Source organism: Haloferula rosea (assembly GCF_016595525.1).
Taxonomy (GTDB): domain Bacteria; phylum Verrucomicrobiota; class Verrucomicrobiia; order Verrucomicrobiales; family Akkermansiaceae; genus Haloferula; species Haloferula rosea.
This window is the reverse complement of record NZ_JAENII010000017.1, coordinates 19,907-35,837: the sequence shown is the minus strand read 5'-3', so window position 1 is coordinate 35,837 and position 15,931 is coordinate 19,907. Positions and strand designations below refer to the sequence as shown.

Genomic DNA, 15,931 nt, shown 5'->3' with positions numbered 1-15,931 from the left:
CACCGCATCGTCGTTGCGCTCACTCGGTCACCTACCGCTCCAGGGCCAGCTTCAGCACCTTCGCCTGCTCTCCCTCGACCAACTTCAAGCGCTTCTCGATCAGCGGCCGGGCCGAAGCGGGATCGAGCCCCATCAGCAGCCACGCCGCCACCCCTTCCAGGTCTGCCCCATCCGGCGCGGAGTCGCCATGCGGGCGATAGGTGACGGAACCACCCGGATCCCCCGCGACCTCCTTGTCACGGGCCTCCAGACGACCTTCCAAAAACTCAGTCACCAAGCGGGTCGCCTCCGGGTGCTTCATCGAGGCAAGACCATACAATGCCTCCTCCCGATTGTCGGCGAGCGGATGCCGAAGCCCCCACTCACCCAGTTTGCGGATGGCTTCATCGCCGAGTTTGCCACGGACCTCCTCGCTCTCGCGATCAAAGAGAAACCAGCGGGTCAGCCCCTGCATCACCTCTGCGGGCAAGTCTTCACGGGCCACCAGATCCAACACCGCACGCGCTTCCAGTTCACCCAGTAATCCCTCCTGAAGGAGGCTGTCGTAGCCGGCGGACAACCTCCACGCTCCGGTGACCCTTGCGCCATACAGGGCGAACAAGCGGGCTGCCCGTTCATCCGCATCGGGCCATTCCTTCTCGATCACTTCCGCCGTCTCCGCATCGTCGGCACTCAAGGCTTCAAAGAATGCTTCCGAAGCAAGCTCCAGGTAGGCCTTCCAGAGCCTCCGGGCCGCCCCCTCCCGAGCCTTCTTCTCCTCCAATTCCTGCAGAGGTTCCGACACCCAGTGCTCCGCCAGGAATTCGCAAATCGTGTCGCCCGCCTCCTCCGTCAACAACGCATCCCCCGGCCACCCTTCCGACCAGCGGAGACTCCGACCATGGTGAAACCCGAGCGTGGCCACCAGCACATCGCCACGATACAGCTCCAGCGACGGTTCCCCGCAGCACATGCAATGGAATCCGGAATCGGAGTCATCGATCTCCAGTTTCTCAAACAACCCGCGGATCTCATCCTCCCCCGTGATCTCGAAGAGCGTCTCCTCCGTCGAGGGATCCCGGTGACAGGTCCCCCCGCTGCGAACCCGCAGGCGGTCCGACCCGTCGATTTGACGCATCAACGCCTCATGCCAGGAAATGAGAATCTGTGCATCGGGCGCAATCGACTTCAACGCCTCTACATCCTCCGCTTCAACCGGTGTGGAAAGCATCGACAAACGCCGCAGGGCTTCCCACTTCGGCGCGTCGGGCAAGGTCTCGATCTGGGTGAAATCCGCATCGACCTCCCTCAGCTTCGACAATCCCGCCAAGGGCTGAAGATCGGTCACCGGAGTCCTGGCGATCCCGATCTTCCGGAGCTCGGTGAGCGATGAGGCAAAGCCGAGATCGCCAATGGCATCCACGTTGTAGAGATCCAACTCACGCAGCTGAGTGAGAGATGCCAAGGAGTCCGTCTCTTTCACACTCGCCCAACGGAGCCCGAGCGAACGCAGCTCGCGCAGCCCTGCCAAGGATCGCAGATCCAGTTCGAAGCCGCTGTCCAATTCCAACCAAACCAAATCCTTTGCCGCGCTGAGGGCAGCCACGTTCTCGATGCTTGGAGTGCGACTCAGGTTCAGTTCGAAGTAGCGCACTCCGTCCGGCAAGGCGCGGAGGGTTTCGTCATCGGACTCGGCAAATTCCTGGGACACGACCAGGACCGCGTGGGACCAGTCGATATCGCCCAACGATGCAGAGACATCCTTGGGAAGCTCCTCGAGCATCACACCCCGCAGCAATCGCTTCTGCTCGGCCGGCATCGCCGCCAAGGGATCGACCAACTGCGGTTCGTCACCCTCATAGCTCGTGTCCACGCGGACGGCGATCGGGCGTTCCTCCGGGTCGCCCGGCAATTTCCCGACCAATAGACCTTCACCCTCCTGTCGAAACTCGTGGATCCCCGGTTTGCCGAGCACGATCCGGAATCCCCTCACCCATGCCACATCCCCTTCCGCGGGCTCCCCCGGCTCTCCGAATACCACGTCGATGCCAGGCTCAAAAGCCTTCCCCTCGTAGCGGAACTCATACCCTTCCCCCCAAGCACTGGAGAGCCCGACCAGAAAAACCAAAAACATCCGGATCATGCTCGCGTGTTAGCATGGCCCCATCCGGGTGTCCGTCACAATTCACTTCATTCTTGGCGTCGCGCCGCCCATGGAGAGCATCCCTGCATGCCACTGGATGCCGAACTTCAAGCCGCCGCACGTGCCGCAGGCATTGGCGACGGTGAAAAGCACATCTTCCTCTGTGCCGATCCGACGAAACCGAAGTGCTGCGATCCCGCTGTCGGCATGTTGTCATGGGATCATCTGAAGCGACGCCTCAATCGCCTCGGTCTCAGTGGGCCGAAGATCCTGCGTTCCAAGGCCGACTGCCTGCGCGTCTGCCTGCGCGGCCCGATCGCCGTCGTGTATCCGGAAGGCGTCTGGTATCACTCCTGCACCCCCGAAGTCCTCGATCGCATCATCGACGAGCACCTCGTTGGCGGAGAGCCGGTCGACGAGTTCCGCCTCCGGGTAGAACCGGACGTCGGGGGCTCCTAGTCGCCGATCAACTCACGGATGGTTGCGGCGGGCTCAGCCCTTGGGTGCTCGACCTGTATCAGCCTGACGTGCGTCTTCCCTTCTTCGAGCCACTCCACGCTCACGCTACGCCCGGTGACCTTCTTCAACCGATAGGCTGGAGATGAAGCCACCCCCGGCAGCCTGAACCAGTCTCCCTCAGAAAGCGCGAAGCTCTTGGCAACCCCACGCTCGGGTTCCCATCGTAGTGTGACCTCCTCGTCATGGTGGGCATATTCATCAAGTCGCGCCCTTGGAAGACGATTTGGCACTTCATACACCCTGCCACGCTTTTTGGGATCCATATCCTCGAAGCGCGCAAACTTGAGCACCTCGACCACTCCGAGCCTGGGATTCTCCACGGGGCGTTCTTCAAAGCCAAGGAACTTGAAGCGGAGTTTGAGTGGTCCATCCGTAAAGAACAGGTCACCTGGACTCAACGGCTCTTGAAACGAGACCCGCTGCTTCACACCGCCCTGATACTCCGCCTTCGGGACCCATTTGCCCTGAAATTCAAATCCGAAGAGAACGACCCATCGCCTCGACTCCAGTCCTTCAAACTTCAGATCATCGAGATCGACTCTCTTCTCCACCCTCACCCGCTGCGATCCCCTTTCATCCACCTGTCGCTTCGCACCACCCGATGGTTTCTCTTCCATCACTGCATCACCCACTGACGGTCCACACCCTACGACCACAAAGCTCCAGATGCAGACGCACAGGAAACAGAGCCGACTCATACAATCCGGAATATCGGATACCCCTCCCAGCCCCGTCGAGACAATACAGTAGGCATCACCTGCCCCGAGACGCTCCCTCTTTTCCCTTCCGAAACATCCGGTTTTTGTTACCTCTTTACGGAACCCCTCGTCCACCCGAACCCAGACCGATGGACACGACACAAACCCCGACCAACCATCCACTCCGCAACGCGGTCATCCGTCTCGCCGGCCAGTCTCAGGACGGCATCCAATCCATCGGTGCCTTCCTCGCCCAGCTTGCCGGCTCGACCGCTCAGGACGTCATGACCTACATGACGATCCCCAGCACCATTTCCGGCGGTGCATCCATCTTCCAGGTCCATCTGGGATCGGGAAAAGTGCTGCACCCGGGCGACGAAGCCGACACCCTCGTCGCCTTCTATCAGGACTCCTACGACCAGCATCTTCACTCGCTGCGCGACGGAGGGATCTGCTTCTACGACAGCGACAAGGTCGAAGAACTGAAGGAAGAACGCGACATCCGCCATATCGGCATCCCCTTCACCTCGGCCTCCATCGAAGCCATCGGCGGATCCGCCAAGGACCGCGGCAAGAACATCTTCGTGCTCGGCATGCTGTGTGCCGTCTACAAGCTCGACCGCGATCGATTGGTCGAAATCATCAGCCGCAAGTTCGGCTCCAAGTCCGAGGATGTCCTGCGCAATGCCCTGCTCGCCTTTGACGCCGGCTACGCCTGGAGCGTTCACGACATCGAGCACATGCCCTTCGCTCCTGGCGAGAACGAGGAAGCGAACCGGCTCTCCACCGACGGCAACACCATGCTGACCCTCGGCCTGATCGCCGGCGGCTGCCGCTTCGGCGCGGGCTACCCGATCACCCCGTGGTCGAGCATCATGGAAGGCCTCCGCTCGGAGCTGCCGAAGTATGGCGGCATGTTCATCCAGTCGGAAGACGAACTCGCCGCCATCGCGACCGCCATCGGTGCCGCCTACTCCGGTCACCTCGCCATCACCGGCTCATCCGGCCCCGGACTCTCCTTGAAATCGGAGGCCCTCGGCTATGCATGCATGGCGGAGATCCCTCTCATCGTGGTGAACATCCAGCGCGGCGGACCATCCACGGGGCTGCCGACCTCCGTCGAGCAGTCCGACCTCATGCAGGCCATCTACGGCTCCCATGGTGACGCCCCGCGCGTCGTCCTGGCTCCCCGTGATGTCGAAGACTGTTTCTACACCGCCATCGAGGCCTGTCGCATCGCACGCGAGTACTCCACACCCGTCATCATTCTATCCGATCAGGCCATCGCCACGCGTATCGAAGCCTTCCCGGAGCCCGACCTCGAGAAACACTGGAGGGAACCGGAACTCGATCTGAGCGAACGCGGCGCGGACTTCAAACCCTACCCACTCGACAAGATCACCCGCCACTCGCCACCCGGCGCGCGATCCAGCGAAGGCAAGTATCCCGTCGTCACCGGCTTGGAACACGATGAATGGGGACACCCGTCCAGCAACCCGCAGAACCACGCGGCGATGACCGCCAAGCGCCGCGAGAAGCTGGTCCGTCTGGCCAACGCCCTCCCGGCGCCCGACTTCTATGGCGACGAGCAGGGCGACATTCTCTTCATCGGGTGGGGTTCCACCTACGGCCCCATCCTCGAGGCTACGGATCAACTACGAGCCAACGGAACGAAAACCGGTTCCCTTCATCTGCGTCACATCCACCCCCTGCGGAACGGTCTTGGTGACATCTTTCATCGCTACACCCACATCATCGTTCCCGAGATGAACGACGCCGGAGTCTACGGCTACGGCCAGCTCGCCAGCCTTCTCCGGTCGGTGACCTGCAACCCCAACATCCAGTCACTCAACAAGGTCGAGGGCATCACCTTCCGCGTGAAGGAGATCGTCGAAGGAGCCACCACCATTCTCTCAAAAGCATAGATTCGTCAAAGGTCGGAAGGTCAAAGGTCTGAACGTCCCACGACCTCGACTCTTCTGACTTTTAGACCTTCCGACATTCAGACTTTAAGACCCAACATCATGAGCACACCTGCCGAAAAACTCACCAAGAAGCAGCTCAAAGCCGACCACCCGACCTGGTGCCCAGCCTGCGGTGACTTCGCGGTGCTGGCGTCCTTTTTCAATGTCGTGCAGAAGCTCGGCATCCCCCACGAGAAGATCGTCTGCGTCGCCGGCATCGGCTGTTCCTCCCGCTTTCCCTACTTCGTCAATGCCCACGGCATCCACTTCATCCATGGACGGGCGCTCCCACTGGCCACCGGAATCTCGCTTTCCCGTCCCGATCTCCACGTCTTCGTTTTCGGTGGCGATGGTGACGGCTACTCCATCGGTGGCAACCACCTGACCCACGCGGCACGCAAAAACGTCAACCTCTCGTACGTCATCATGGACAACTACGTCTATGGTCTGACCAAGAACCAGACGTCGCCCACCACCCCCATCGGACGCCGCTCGAAGACCGACCCGCGCGGAGCCATCGACCGCCCGATCAACCCGATGACCCAGTTGGTGGCATCCGGAGCCTCCTTCGTGGCACGCACCCACGCCGCCCAGGTGAAGCACATGAACGAGATGTTCGAGCGTGCCATCCTGCACCCGGGCTTTGCCGTCGTCGAAACCCTGTCGGAATGCACCATGTTCTACCCCGGCGCCTTTGACTCCGGAAACCCGAGGAAAGGTGGAGCCTTCGAACTCGTCGATGAAGACACCCAGGACACAGGATCGACCGCAGCCGCCATGGAACTGGCCGAGGACAATGCACCGGGCAAGTTCGGCGTCTACTACGAAGAACGTAGACCGACCAAGAACGAACTCGAGTGGCAATGGGTGGAGGAGGCCCAGGCGGCAAGCCCCGACCTTTCCGGGAAAGACCTGCTCCGCAAACGCTTCGCTTCCATGCGCTGAGTCAGCCGCCCACCGGACGACAACACGCCGCTACTCTGACGGAGGAGGGCCGCCGTCAGCAGCAGGGATGGCAAAGGTCAGGATCTCCCGCCGGTTGCGATAGACCACATCACGGATCAGCGGAATCCGGATCGGTTCGGCCCATGGCGTGCCACAGATCCAGCCGGGGCGGTTGGCCCACACGGTGACTTCACCCCCGCCGACCTCCTCAATCTCGACCTGCGTCCCGGGTACACACTGCTTGAACCAATCCTCATCCGGCCAATACGGATCGAGCTTGTAGGCCCGACCGTCGGCGAGTTTCAGGCTCCCTGCACTGATGCTTTTGATCCCGACCGGGGCGTTCAGAGGTTCGTTCTCGACCACTTCAGGGTAACGGATCCCAATCCACCCCGACCCCATGCCGACTGCCAGTAAGGCCACGATCAGCAAAAGTCCAAGAATGGCACGGTTCCATCCCTCCATCCCCCACCAATAGCCAAGAAACCCCGGCCCGACCAGCCACAGAATCGAATCTCTCCGTTCCTCGTTCCTAATTCCAGAGTTCTCGGTCTTTTATTCTTGTTTTGGATGATTGATCGGGCTATCCATGAGGCAGGCTAAGAGCCAATCAGAAAACCAACCGCCAATTGTGATGAATCTACCCATACGCCCGCTGCTTTACGCCACGATCTGCGCGTCGCCGATGGCCTTGGCCCAAGGCACCGATGAGGTGCCAAGCGCCAAGGAAGTCGCTGTCCTCACCGACGCTCCCAACGTCCCGCCTCCCATCACCCGCAAGCACCCGGCGCACGTCACCGTGGAGCTTGAAGTCACCGAGGTGGTCAAACGCATGGCCGACGGCGTTGACTACACCTTCTGGACCTTCGGGGGGAGCGTGCCGGGCAAATTCATCCGCGTGCGCCAAGGTGACCTCGTGGACTTCACCTTGAAGAACCATCCGTCGAGCAAGATGCCTCACAACATCGACCTCCACGCCGTCACCGGACCCGGAGGAGGCGCGAAGGCAACCTTCACCGCTCCCGGCCACCAGACGAACTTTTCCTTCAAGGCACTGAACGCGGGACTCTACATCTATCACTGCGCCACCGCTCCGGTCGGCATGCACATCGCCAACGGCATGTATGGCCTGATCCTCGTGGAACCGGAGGAAGGCCTCCCTCCCGTCGATCGCGAATTCTATGTCGTGCAGGGTGACTTCTACACCACAGGCAAGTACGGCGAACCCGGACTTCAGGGTTTCAGTATGGAGAAAGCCATCGAGGAGAACGCGGACTATGTCGTTTTCAACGGCAGCGTGGGATCCATGACGGGCGAGAAGGCCCTCAAGGCGTCGGTCGGAGATTCCGTGCGACTCTTCGTCGGCAACGGCGGTCCGAACCTCGTCTCGTCCTTCCACGTGATCGGGGAGATCTTTGACAAGGTCTACTACGAGGGAGGATCGAAAACCCAGGAAAACGTTCAGACGACCCTCGTTCCTGCCGGCGGATCGGCCATCTGCGAGTTCACACTGGATACCGGCGGCGACTTCATCCTTGTGGACCACTCGATCTTCCGCGCCTTCAACAAGGGAGCCTTGGGCATCCTGAATGTGGATGGAGATCCTGACCTGCTGGTGTTCTCCGGACAGAAGAAGGACGAGGTCTATCTGCCTGAAGGTGGTGCCATCCAGAGCATGCCCAGCGACAGCAGGGCGGCACCCGTAGCGACCAACAAGGAAGAGCGAATCAAGGCAGGACAACTCGTCTACGACCGCAACTGCGCGGCGTGCCACATGCCGACCGGTGTGGGCGTGCCTGCCGCCTTCCCTCCCCTTGCCAAGTCCGACTACCTGAATGCGGATGTCGACCGTGCCATCACCACGGTGATCGACGGACTGCAAGGCGAGGTGACCGTCAATGGAGCGAAGTACAACAGCATCATGCCGAAGCTCGACTTGTCCGATGAAGACGTCGCCAACGTGCTGACCTACGTCTACGCCCAATGGGACAACGACGGCCACGAAATCAAGCCAGAGCAAGTCGCCAAGGTCCGCGCCGCCAAATAACACCTCAAGAGCCGATGAAACTGACCTCCCTCGTTCTTGTCGCCACCGCCATCGTGGCCGTCTCCGGACCCCCGGACGATATCCCTGCGGACATGGCGAAGGTCGAGGGAGGCACTTATGTCCCGATGTTCGGAGAACGGGACAAACCGCGGACCGTGGCTCCGTTTCTCCTCGACCGACGCCCGGTCACCAACGGCGAGTTCCTGGCATTCGTCCGCGAGCATCCGGAATGGAAACGCTCATCCGCCAAACGGCTGTTCGCAGACGATGGCTATCTTTCCCACTGGGAGGCGGATGAAGTCCTGGGTGACAAGGCCCCGGAGAACGCCCCCGTCATCCGGGTTTCCTGGTTCGCCGCAAGAGCCTATCTCAAGGCCTGTGGCAAACGCCTGCCACGTGAAGATGAATGGGAGTTCGCGGCCCTTGCAGATGCCGAACGCGGCGATGCGAGCAAGGATCCCGCCTTCTTGAAGAAAATTCTCGAGTGGTATGCCAAGCCCACTCCTGCCGTCCTCCCGTCCGTGTCCGATCTACCCGCTGACCTGCGGGGCATCCAGGGTCTCCACGGTTGCGTTTGGGAATGGGTCGAAGACTTCAACAACCAGATGGTCACCGGCGCCGCTCGAAGCGACTCCACTCTCGACCGGTCACTTTTCTGTGCCGGCGGCGCGGTCAGCGCCACCGATGCCGCCAACTACGCCGCCTTCATGCGCTACGCCTTCCGCTCAAGTCTGGAGGGCAACTACACCGTCAATAACCTGGGCTTCCGAGGAGCCCGCTCGATTCCATGAAATTCCACCACCATCCCCTGCCCTACCTCGCTGCCCTGACGCTCGGCCTGCTGGCCATGCCCGGCACGACCTATTCCGCCGACGAGGAACCCCCATGCTGCAAGGAGAAGCAAGCCGCCACCGATGCCGAGGGATCCATCTACGACCTCGATGCGGTCTGGACCAATCAACACGGGAAGGAACTCAAACTCGCCAACCTCAAAGGGCAGCCGGTGCTACTGACCATCGGCTATGCCTCCTGCCAGTTTGCCTGCCCCCGACTGGTCGCCGATCTCATGGCAATCGAACGTGGACTCACCGAGTCGGAGCGCAAGCAGGTCGCCATCGTCTTCGTCTCGATCGACCCGACCAACGACACGCCCGAGAAACTCGGCGAGTTCTTCAAGCAGTACCACGTCGACCAGTCCCGCTGGTCAGGGTTGCGCGGTGACAGCGGTGATGTGCTCGAACTCTCCGTCGCCCTCGGTGCCCGCTACCGGAAGTTGGAGAATGGGGACTTCGCCCACTCCAATCTGATCACACTCATCGATGCCGATGGCAGCATCGTTCATCGCCAGGAAGGACTCGGGATCGCCCCGAACGCCACGATCAAGGCACTGCGGGGCATTCTTCCCAACCCAACCGACACCAACGCCAAGCCGTAGGGTACCAAGCGCCCCTCCAACCGCAAAGAGGACAGGACATTTTCCGCGCTAGGACCGGGAACCACGATACTTGGCGTACCTCGCCCGTTGCTCGTCGTTAAGTTTCGAAGAATCCACCCTGGGATCAGCCACACCGTTGATCTTGGAATGGATCACATTGGCCATGTCGGCCGCGCAGCGCTTGATGTGCTCCGCGTTCTCTCCCTCGAACAAGTCATCCACGGTCGCCGAGAAGAGCTCGAGCCAACGATCGAACTTGTCCCGCCCCATGTCCGTCATGGGCACCAGGCGTGCATGCTTGCCGATGGGATCACCTCGGAAACCACCATCGCGAAACAAGACCGTTTGCCAGAATGCATACATCTTCGGCAAGTGCGCGGACCAATCGAGCTCCACCACCTCGTTGAAGATGGGGCCGATGACATCGTCCGCCCTCACCCGGTCATAAAAGGAATCCACCAGCACCACGATCTCATCCCGTCCCAGGATATCCGTTCGCTTGGCATCAGTCGATCGTTCACTCACCTAGCCACCGTTCCCCCGATGCACCCACAATTCCAGAACAAACTTTCGTTATATCCTGATTTAGCTCGACGCCGCAGCCGGATCGGCGATGCTGAGGCCCATGTTCGGATACGGGAAAATGAGCGCCTGCGCGGTGGCTGCCATGAGCGCCTTGGCGGAAATCCAACCGGATGGAACCCGTCTCAATTCCCTGCAAATCGCCAACAGCCGCAACCTGTCGCAGCCGTTGGTGGCGAAGGTGCTCACCGTGCTCTCGCAAGCGGGCTTCGTGAATGGCACCCGGGGCCCCGGCGGAGGTTACCAACTTGCCCGCCCCGCGGCTGAGATCACCGTGTTCGACATCGTCGAGCAGTTCGAGGGACACCGTGATGTGAGCGCCTGCCCGTTCGGCCCCGGATGGTGTGGTGTTGGTGAGCCCTGTCCCATGCACGACACCTTGATGGCCCTGAGTGATTCGACCGCGGAAACGCTCAAGCAGTTGGATTTCGCCTCCTTCATCAAGCATGCCCAAAACGGGCATCAGACCCGCACCGACAGCAAGGTACCCGTCAAGTCCGACCGCTCATAAGCCAAGCTCATCAGGCTGCCCTCTCTGACCAACCCGGCTCACGGACGAGCGGAATCCGAAAGACCGTTTGGAGCCTTGTCGGGCTCGGACGTCGCGAAATCGCCCGGATCCGAAGAGGGAAGCGGAGGATTCACCGCCACCACCGGCGCAGGAGTCCCGGGCACGGCAGCCGTGGAAGGAACGGCCGTTGGATCGGTCGGCACAGGGGGCGCCCCCGGAGTATTCGCACCGGGTGCCTTGACCCACGCAGGAGCCTTCGGTGTCACGTCCGCATAGATTGAAACCAGACCCATTCCGATCAGTCCGACGAGTCCGGCGAACCCAGCGGTCATCGCGGTGGTCATGCCCACCACAAAGGGAGCGAAAAACAACAGGCCCACGACCATGAAACTCGGCTTCACCTCATACGCATGGACCACCAGACGCAAACGGGACCGGGCGAGACCCAGACCCATCATCGTGAAGCAGGCCACGGTCGCAAAGGCATTCAAGTGCCAGAAAATGCCAGCCCCTTCCGTCTGAGCTCCACAGGCGGCAATCGCCACCGCGCCGGACCCCGCCGCCGAGGCGAGGAACAGCAGCATCGCCCCCATCCGGGCGCCGAGTCCCTTGAACGAAGAGGCGCCAATCGCGCCGGCACAGACGATCGCGGAGAGCCCGAGAACCGAGAGGGCGCACGCCAGATCCCGGATCAATTCCACCCCCCCGATCTGGTAGCGGACCATCACGTAGGGCAGCAGGGAGAACAAGGTAAGGACGCTCAGCGACCACAGACTGAAGAATTTCCCCCTGACGACCTTCCAGCGGCTCAGCTTGGTGAGAAGCAAGAGCTCGTGGTTCCCCTCCTCCAGTTCCTGCCCCATCAGGACCAGACCACCCAGAGGCATGATCACTGCAGCAATCAGCGCAATGACGATCCAGAGAGGCCCGGAATTGATCAGCACATTCAGATTCAGCATGCCGACCCAATCCGAATACCGCTCTTGGGCCCCGGTCTGGAATTCCATCACCACCGCCGCCACCGCGAGCGCATGCACGGAAAGAAACGGTATCACAAAGCTACCACGCCGCATGTTCTGACGCATCTCCTTGACCAGCATCGAGCCAAAGCGATCGGGCAGGTCATGTTTGATCACCGCTTCCACGCATTCATCATCGATAACCATCCCGGCGGGGCAAGCCGCGACCCCGGTCTCACACCATTTTCACGTGATCTCCCCGGATACCTGGACTCCAAAGGGGGCCGACACTGCCCAAAAGGGGTTTGTCATGGCGTCGAAAACCCGCTATTCCCCAAACACTTCGAACGGCTCCCCGAATCACCATGTACCGTTTTTTGCTACGACTGCTCGTGATCGCCCTCTCCGTGGGAGGCGCGCTGCAAGCTGCTTGGGAGGAACGCCAGCTTCATGGCCGGGGTTACGTCAGTGCGGAATCCATCAAGTCCTTCTACGCCTTCGATCAACTCAATCGGAACGGCAAGGAGATCGTCATGCAGAACCAGCGGGTGAGACTGCAGCTGCGCACCGGCTCCCATGAGTGCTTCATGAATGGCGTGAAGTTCGTCTTCAGCTACCCGGTCGAAACCTCGGGCGGCAAGACGTGGGTCTCCAAAATCGACCTGACCAAACTGGTCGACCCGGTGCTGCGCCCCAGCTTCATCTCCAGCGCCGGCAATTTCAATACCGTCATCATCGATCCCGGACACGGCGGCAAGGACCCGGGAGCGACCAATTCCCTCGGCACCGAAGCCGGATACAACCTCATGGTCTCCAACTACCTGAAGGAGATCCTCGAGAAGCAGTACAAATACCGGGTAATCATGACCCGGGACAGCAACCGCTACCTGTCACTCCAGCAGCGCGTCGACATCGCCAACCAGGTCCGGGACAACGCTATTTTCGTTTCCATCCACCACAACTCAGGCCAGAGGAAGGCACGTGGTCTGGAAACCTTCACCCTTTCCCCCGTGGGGGTCTCACACTATGGACGCGGTCTCAAGGCCAGTGACTTCCGAGCCAAGACCGGAAACCAGCAGGACTCGGCCAATGTGGCACTCGCCACATCCGTCCACGGAAGCCTGCTCAGCATGCTCAAGGACAAGAAGACCGGTAAGGCCTACACTCTCGATCGCGGCATCAAGCGGGCACGCTTCAGCGTGCTGACCGGCGTCAAACATCCGTCCATCCTCGTGGAGTGCGGATTCATGACCCACCAGTATGAGGCCCGCCTCATCAACGATCCCGGATATCAGAAGACCCTGGCCAAGGCGATCGGCTATGCGATCCAGAAATACCGCTTCGCCGTGGGGCGGCCGGCCGGGCAACGCCAGACAGTAGCCCGGTCCCGTTTCATGCGGGAGCCACCCAGACCGTTGGCGGGCCTTCCGACAGGGCACAAAAAACCGCCGCGCCCGGACCCGGACACGGCGGCTGTTGAATCGAGCTATCAGGCCTCGTCCGAAGATTCGGGATTCGCTTCCTCGGAAGCTGGCTCGGTTTCCTGAGCACCTCCGTCCATCGCTTCTTCCTGCGATGGCTCTGCATCCTCATCCTCCTCTTCGGGAATGACGCGCGCGATGTCCTGAAGCTTCTCACCCTCCTTCAGGGTGACCAGCTTGACTCCCATGGTGTTCCGTCCTGCTTCCCGGACCTCGGAGACCCGGATGCGGATGCTGAGCCCACCGGTGGTCATCAGCATCAGTTCATCCTGCTCCTCCACCGTCACGGCACCCACCACGTCACCGGTCTTCTCACCGACCTTCATCGTGATGATCCCCTTACCTCCCCGGCTTTGCACACGGTAGTCGTCGAAGGGTGTCCGCTTGCCGATTCCATTCTCCGAAGCCACCAACAAGGTGGAATCCTCCGTGACCAGCGCGAGGCTGACGACGTAGTCGCCCTCCACCGGACGAATCCCGGTGACGCCTGCCGTGGCACGTCCCATCGAGCGGGCCTGATCCTCCGGAAAGCGGAGACTCATTCCCTTTCGGGTCACGAGAATCGCCTGGTCCTGCCCACTGGTAAGGCGGACTCCGATGAGTTCATTCCCTTCTTCCAGCTTGATCGCGATGATGCCGTCCTTGCGGTAGTTGCGGAAGTCATGCAGCGAAGTCTTCTTCACCTTGCCACTGCGGGTCGCGAACAGGACATAGCCCGCGTCTTCGCCAAAGGTCGTCTCGTTGCCGTCCTCATCGAGACGTCGTTCCACGCGAAGCATCGCTGCAATCTTCTCATCCGGCTGAAGGTTCAGCACGTTCTTGATGCTGCGCCCCTTGGCCGCGCGGGATGCTTCAGGGATCCCATAGACCCGCTCCACATAGACCCGCCCTGTATTCGTGAAGAACATCAGGTAGTCGTGCGCATGCACGGAAAACAGGTGCTCCACGAAATCCTGCTCGTCCTCCTCTTCGGAAGCATTGCGGGTTTCCATTCCACGGACACCCTTGCCTCCGCGGCCCTGCACCCGGTACTCGTTGGCTGCCGTGCGTTTCACGTAGCCACGGTGACTGAGGGTTACGATCATTCCATCGTTCGCAATCAGGTCCTCGATGGCGATCTCGCCCTCGTCAGGAAGGATCGGACAGCGGCGTGGTGTCGCATGCTTCTCCTTGATCTCGAGCAACTCGCCTTTGATGATCTCCAGAACCCGTGATTCCTTCGCCAGGATGTCCATCAGGTCCTTGATATCGAGGATCACGGCGTCGTATTCACCCTTCACCTTGTCCTGCTCCATCGCGGTGAGCTGATAGAGACGGAGCTCGAGAATCGCGTTGACCTGTCGATCGGTGAAGACGTAGCGGTCGCCCTGAACGCTCGGCTGACTGCGGATCAACACCCCCAAACGCTCGGCGGTGGCCGTCGAGAAGGTGTAGGCCTTGAGCCCTTCCCGGGCCTCATCCCGGTTGCGCGACTCGCGAATGATCCGGATGAAGTCGTCCAGATGCCCCAGTGCGAGGAGGAATGCTTCGAGGTTTTCGGCCCGGTCCTCGGCCTTCTTGAGGAGGAAACGAGTGCGGCGGATCACCACCTCCCGGCGGTGCTCAATGAAGGCGTCGAGCGCATCGAGCAGGGACATCTGCTTGGGGCGACGCTCGTGGATCGCGAGCATGTTGACACCAAACGACGTCTCAAGAGCGGTCAGCTTGTAGAGTTGGTTGACCACCACCTGCGGACGGGCATCGCGTTTCAGCGTGATCTCAATCCGGGTCTCTTCATCCGAAAGATCGCGCATCCCGGAAATTTCGGTGAGCACCTTCTCCCGCACCAACTCGGCGATGCGTTGTTGGAGAGTCGCGCGGTTCACACCGTGCGGCACCTGACGGATGGTGATGGTGGAGGTGCCCGAGGCATTCTCCTCCACCTCCATGACCCCACGCATCTTCACACTCCCCCGCCCCGTACGGAAATAGCTGTCGATCCCCTTGAAGCCCCGGATCTCACAGGCCGTCGCGAAGTCGGGGCCCTTGATGTGGGTCTTCATCTCCTCCACGGAGATCTGGGGGTTGTCGATCCGGGCACAGACACCGTCGATCACCTCGCCCATGTTGTGGGCAGGGATGTTGGTTGCCATACCTACGGCGATACCAGTACCTCCGTTGACCAGGAGATTCGGGATCGCCGCGGGGAACACCACCGGCTCGGTCGTGGTCTCATCGTAGTTCGCCACGAAATCGACCGTCTCCTTGTCCATGTCGGTCATCATGGCGAGCCCCATGTGGGTGAGCCTCGCTTCCGTATAACGCATGGCGGCGGGAGGGTCCCCTTCCACCGAACCGAAGTTGCCCTGACCATCGATCAGGGTTTCACGCATCGTCCATGGCTGGGCCATGTTCGCGAGCGTCGGGTAGATCGTCGCCTCCCCGTGCGGGTGGTAGTTACCCGAAGTATCACCGCAGATCTTCGCACATTTCCGGTGTTGCTTGTTCGGGCCGAGGCTCAGGTCGTTCATCGCGAGCAGGATGCGTCGTTGCGACGGCTTGAGACCGTCCCGGGCATCGGGCAACGCACGCGCAATGATCACCGACATCGAGTAGTCCAGGAAGGACTTCGACATCTCATCGGCTACACTGATTGGCTTGATTGAATCTTCAGACATTCCTCAAAAAA

At 60.8% G+C, this 15,931-nt stretch carries 14 protein-coding genes; 8 read left to right on the top strand and 6 right to left on the bottom strand.

From position 1 onward, the window contains the following. Positions 1-31: 31 nt before the first annotated feature. Positions 32-2,113: a leucine-rich repeat domain-containing protein gene (locus tag JIN81_RS17205; protein WP_234045237.1), complete on the bottom strand. Its 2,082-nt coding sequence runs from the start codon at positions 2,111-2,113 to the stop codon at positions 32-34. Positions 2,114-2,209: 96 nt separating this feature from the next. On the opposite strand from JIN81_RS17205, the gene JIN81_RS17200 reads away from it, so the two are divergent. After that, positions 2,210-2,581 (top strand): (2Fe-2S) ferredoxin domain-containing protein, encoded by a 372-nt coding sequence (locus JIN81_RS17200; RefSeq protein ID WP_200282866.1) that lies wholly within the window; start codon positions 2,210-2,212, stop codon positions 2,579-2,581. Here JIN81_RS17200 and JIN81_RS17195 read toward each other — a convergent pair. After that, positions 2,578-3,474 (bottom strand): Amuc_1099 family pilus-like system protein, encoded by an 897-nt coding sequence (locus tag JIN81_RS17195; protein ID WP_200282863.1) that lies wholly within the window; start codon positions 3,472-3,474, stop codon positions 2,578-2,580. The two genes, JIN81_RS17200 and JIN81_RS17195, sit on opposite strands and share 4 nt — an antisense overlap. A 14-nt stretch (positions 3,475-3,488) precedes the next feature. On the opposite strand from JIN81_RS17195, the gene JIN81_RS17190 reads away from it, so the two are divergent. Both JIN81_RS17190 and JIN81_RS17185 read left to right on the top strand, forming a co-directional pair. Continuing rightward, positions 3,489-5,264, top strand: coding sequence for a 2-oxoacid:acceptor oxidoreductase subunit alpha (locus tag JIN81_RS17190; RefSeq protein WP_200282860.1), 1,776 nt, complete (start codon positions 3,489-3,491; stop codon positions 5,262-5,264). A 99-nt stretch (positions 5,265-5,363) separates the two neighbouring features. After that, positions 5,364-6,248: a thiamine pyrophosphate-dependent enzyme gene (locus tag JIN81_RS17185; RefSeq protein WP_234045234.1), complete on the top strand. Its 885-nt coding sequence runs from the start codon at positions 5,364-5,366 to the stop codon at positions 6,246-6,248. Between the two features lie 30 nt (positions 6,249-6,278). Here the strand turns inward: JIN81_RS17185 and JIN81_RS17180 are convergent, their stop codons facing one another. Further along, a complete protein-coding gene (locus JIN81_RS17180; RefSeq protein WP_200282845.1) occupies positions 6,279-6,671 on the bottom strand; it encodes a hypothetical protein in 393 nt (130 codons plus the stop codon). Between the two features lie 262 nt (positions 6,672-6,933). Here JIN81_RS17180 and nirK point away from each other — a divergent pair, with 262 nt between their 5' ends. Genes nirK through JIN81_RS17165 form a run of 3 tightly spaced genes read left to right on the top strand, consistent with a single transcriptional unit; the run spans position 6,934 to position 9,730 of the window. Beyond that, positions 6,934-8,295 (top strand): copper-containing nitrite reductase, encoded by a 1,362-nt coding sequence (gene nirK / locus JIN81_RS17175; protein ID WP_343217946.1) that lies wholly within the window; start codon positions 6,934-6,936, stop codon positions 8,293-8,295. Positions 8,296-8,309: 14 nt separating this feature from the next. Beyond that, a complete protein-coding gene (locus tag JIN81_RS17170; RefSeq protein ID WP_200282839.1) occupies positions 8,310-9,086 on the top strand; it encodes a formylglycine-generating enzyme family protein in 777 nt (258 codons plus the stop codon). Beyond that, a complete protein-coding gene (locus JIN81_RS17165) occupies positions 9,083-9,730 on the top strand; it encodes an SCO family protein (RefSeq protein ID WP_200282835.1) in 648 nt (215 codons plus the stop codon). The genes JIN81_RS17170 and JIN81_RS17165 overlap by 4 nt, the downstream gene beginning before the upstream one ends. Before the next feature lie 48 nt (positions 9,731-9,778). On the opposite strand, the gene JIN81_RS17160 is transcribed toward JIN81_RS17165, so the two are convergent. Continuing rightward, on the bottom strand, positions 9,779-10,255 hold the full coding sequence (locus JIN81_RS17160) for a group III truncated hemoglobin (protein ID WP_200282832.1): 477 nt from the start codon (positions 10,253-10,255) through the stop codon (positions 9,779-9,781). Between the two features lie 118 nt (positions 10,256-10,373). Here JIN81_RS17160 and JIN81_RS17155 point away from each other — a divergent pair, with 118 nt between their 5' ends. Then, on the top strand, positions 10,374-10,823 hold the full coding sequence (locus JIN81_RS17155; protein ID WP_200282829.1) for an RrF2 family transcriptional regulator: 450 nt from the start codon (positions 10,374-10,376) through the stop codon (positions 10,821-10,823). Positions 10,824-10,861: 38 nt separating this feature from the next. Here the strand turns inward: JIN81_RS17155 and JIN81_RS17150 are convergent, their stop codons facing one another. Continuing rightward, positions 10,862-11,968, bottom strand: a complete 1,107-nt coding sequence (locus JIN81_RS17150) for a hypothetical protein (RefSeq protein WP_234045232.1) — start codon at positions 11,966-11,968, stop codon at positions 10,862-10,864. A gap of 179 nt (positions 11,969-12,147) precedes the next feature. On the opposite strand from JIN81_RS17150, the gene JIN81_RS17145 reads away from it, so the two are divergent. After that, a complete protein-coding gene (locus JIN81_RS17145; RefSeq protein ID WP_200282824.1) occupies positions 12,148-13,329 on the top strand; it encodes an N-acetylmuramoyl-L-alanine amidase family protein in 1,182 nt (393 codons plus the stop codon). Here the strand turns inward: JIN81_RS17145 and gyrA are convergent. Continuing rightward, positions 13,272-15,920, bottom strand: a complete 2,649-nt coding sequence (gyrA, locus tag JIN81_RS17140; protein WP_200282821.1) for a DNA gyrase subunit A — start codon at positions 15,918-15,920, stop codon at positions 13,272-13,274. The genes JIN81_RS17145 and gyrA overlap by 58 nt on opposite strands. Positions 15,921-15,931: the final 11 nt, after the last annotated feature.

Excerpts from the sequence above, each read along its gene's own strand:
- nirK (WP_343217946.1), top strand. The coding sequence starts at position 6,934 with ATGGCCTTGGCCCAAGGCACCGATGAGGTGCCAAGCGCCAAGGAAGTC.
- JIN81_RS17200 (WP_200282866.1), top strand. The coding sequence starts at position 2,210 with ATGCCACTGGATGCCGAACTTCAAGCCGCCGCACGTGCCGCAGGCATT.
- JIN81_RS17185 (WP_234045234.1), top strand. The coding sequence starts at position 5,364 with ATGAGCACACCTGCCGAAAAACTCACCAAGAAGCAGCTCAAAGCCGAC.
- JIN81_RS17145 (WP_200282824.1), top strand. The coding sequence starts at position 12,148 with ATGTACCGTTTTTTGCTACGACTGCTCGTGATCGCCCTCTCCGTGGGA.
- JIN81_RS17190 (WP_200282860.1), top strand. The coding sequence starts at position 3,489 with ATGGACACGACACAAACCCCGACCAACCATCCACTCCGCAACGCGGTC.
- JIN81_RS17170 (WP_200282839.1), top strand. The coding sequence starts at position 8,310 with ATGAAACTGACCTCCCTCGTTCTTGTCGCCACCGCCATCGTGGCCGTC.
- gyrA (WP_200282821.1), bottom strand. The coding sequence starts at position 15,920 with ATGTCTGAAGATTCAATCAAGCCAATCAGTGTAGCCGATGAGATGTCG.
- JIN81_RS17165 (WP_200282835.1), top strand. The coding sequence starts at position 9,083 with ATGAAATTCCACCACCATCCCCTGCCCTACCTCGCTGCCCTGACGCTC.
- JIN81_RS17155 (WP_200282829.1), top strand. The coding sequence starts at position 10,374 with ATGAGCGCCTGCGCGGTGGCTGCCATGAGCGCCTTGGCGGAAATCCAA.
- JIN81_RS17205 (WP_234045237.1), bottom strand. The coding sequence starts at position 2,113 with ATGTTTTTGGTTTTTCTGGTCGGGCTCTCCAGTGCTTGGGGGGAAGGG.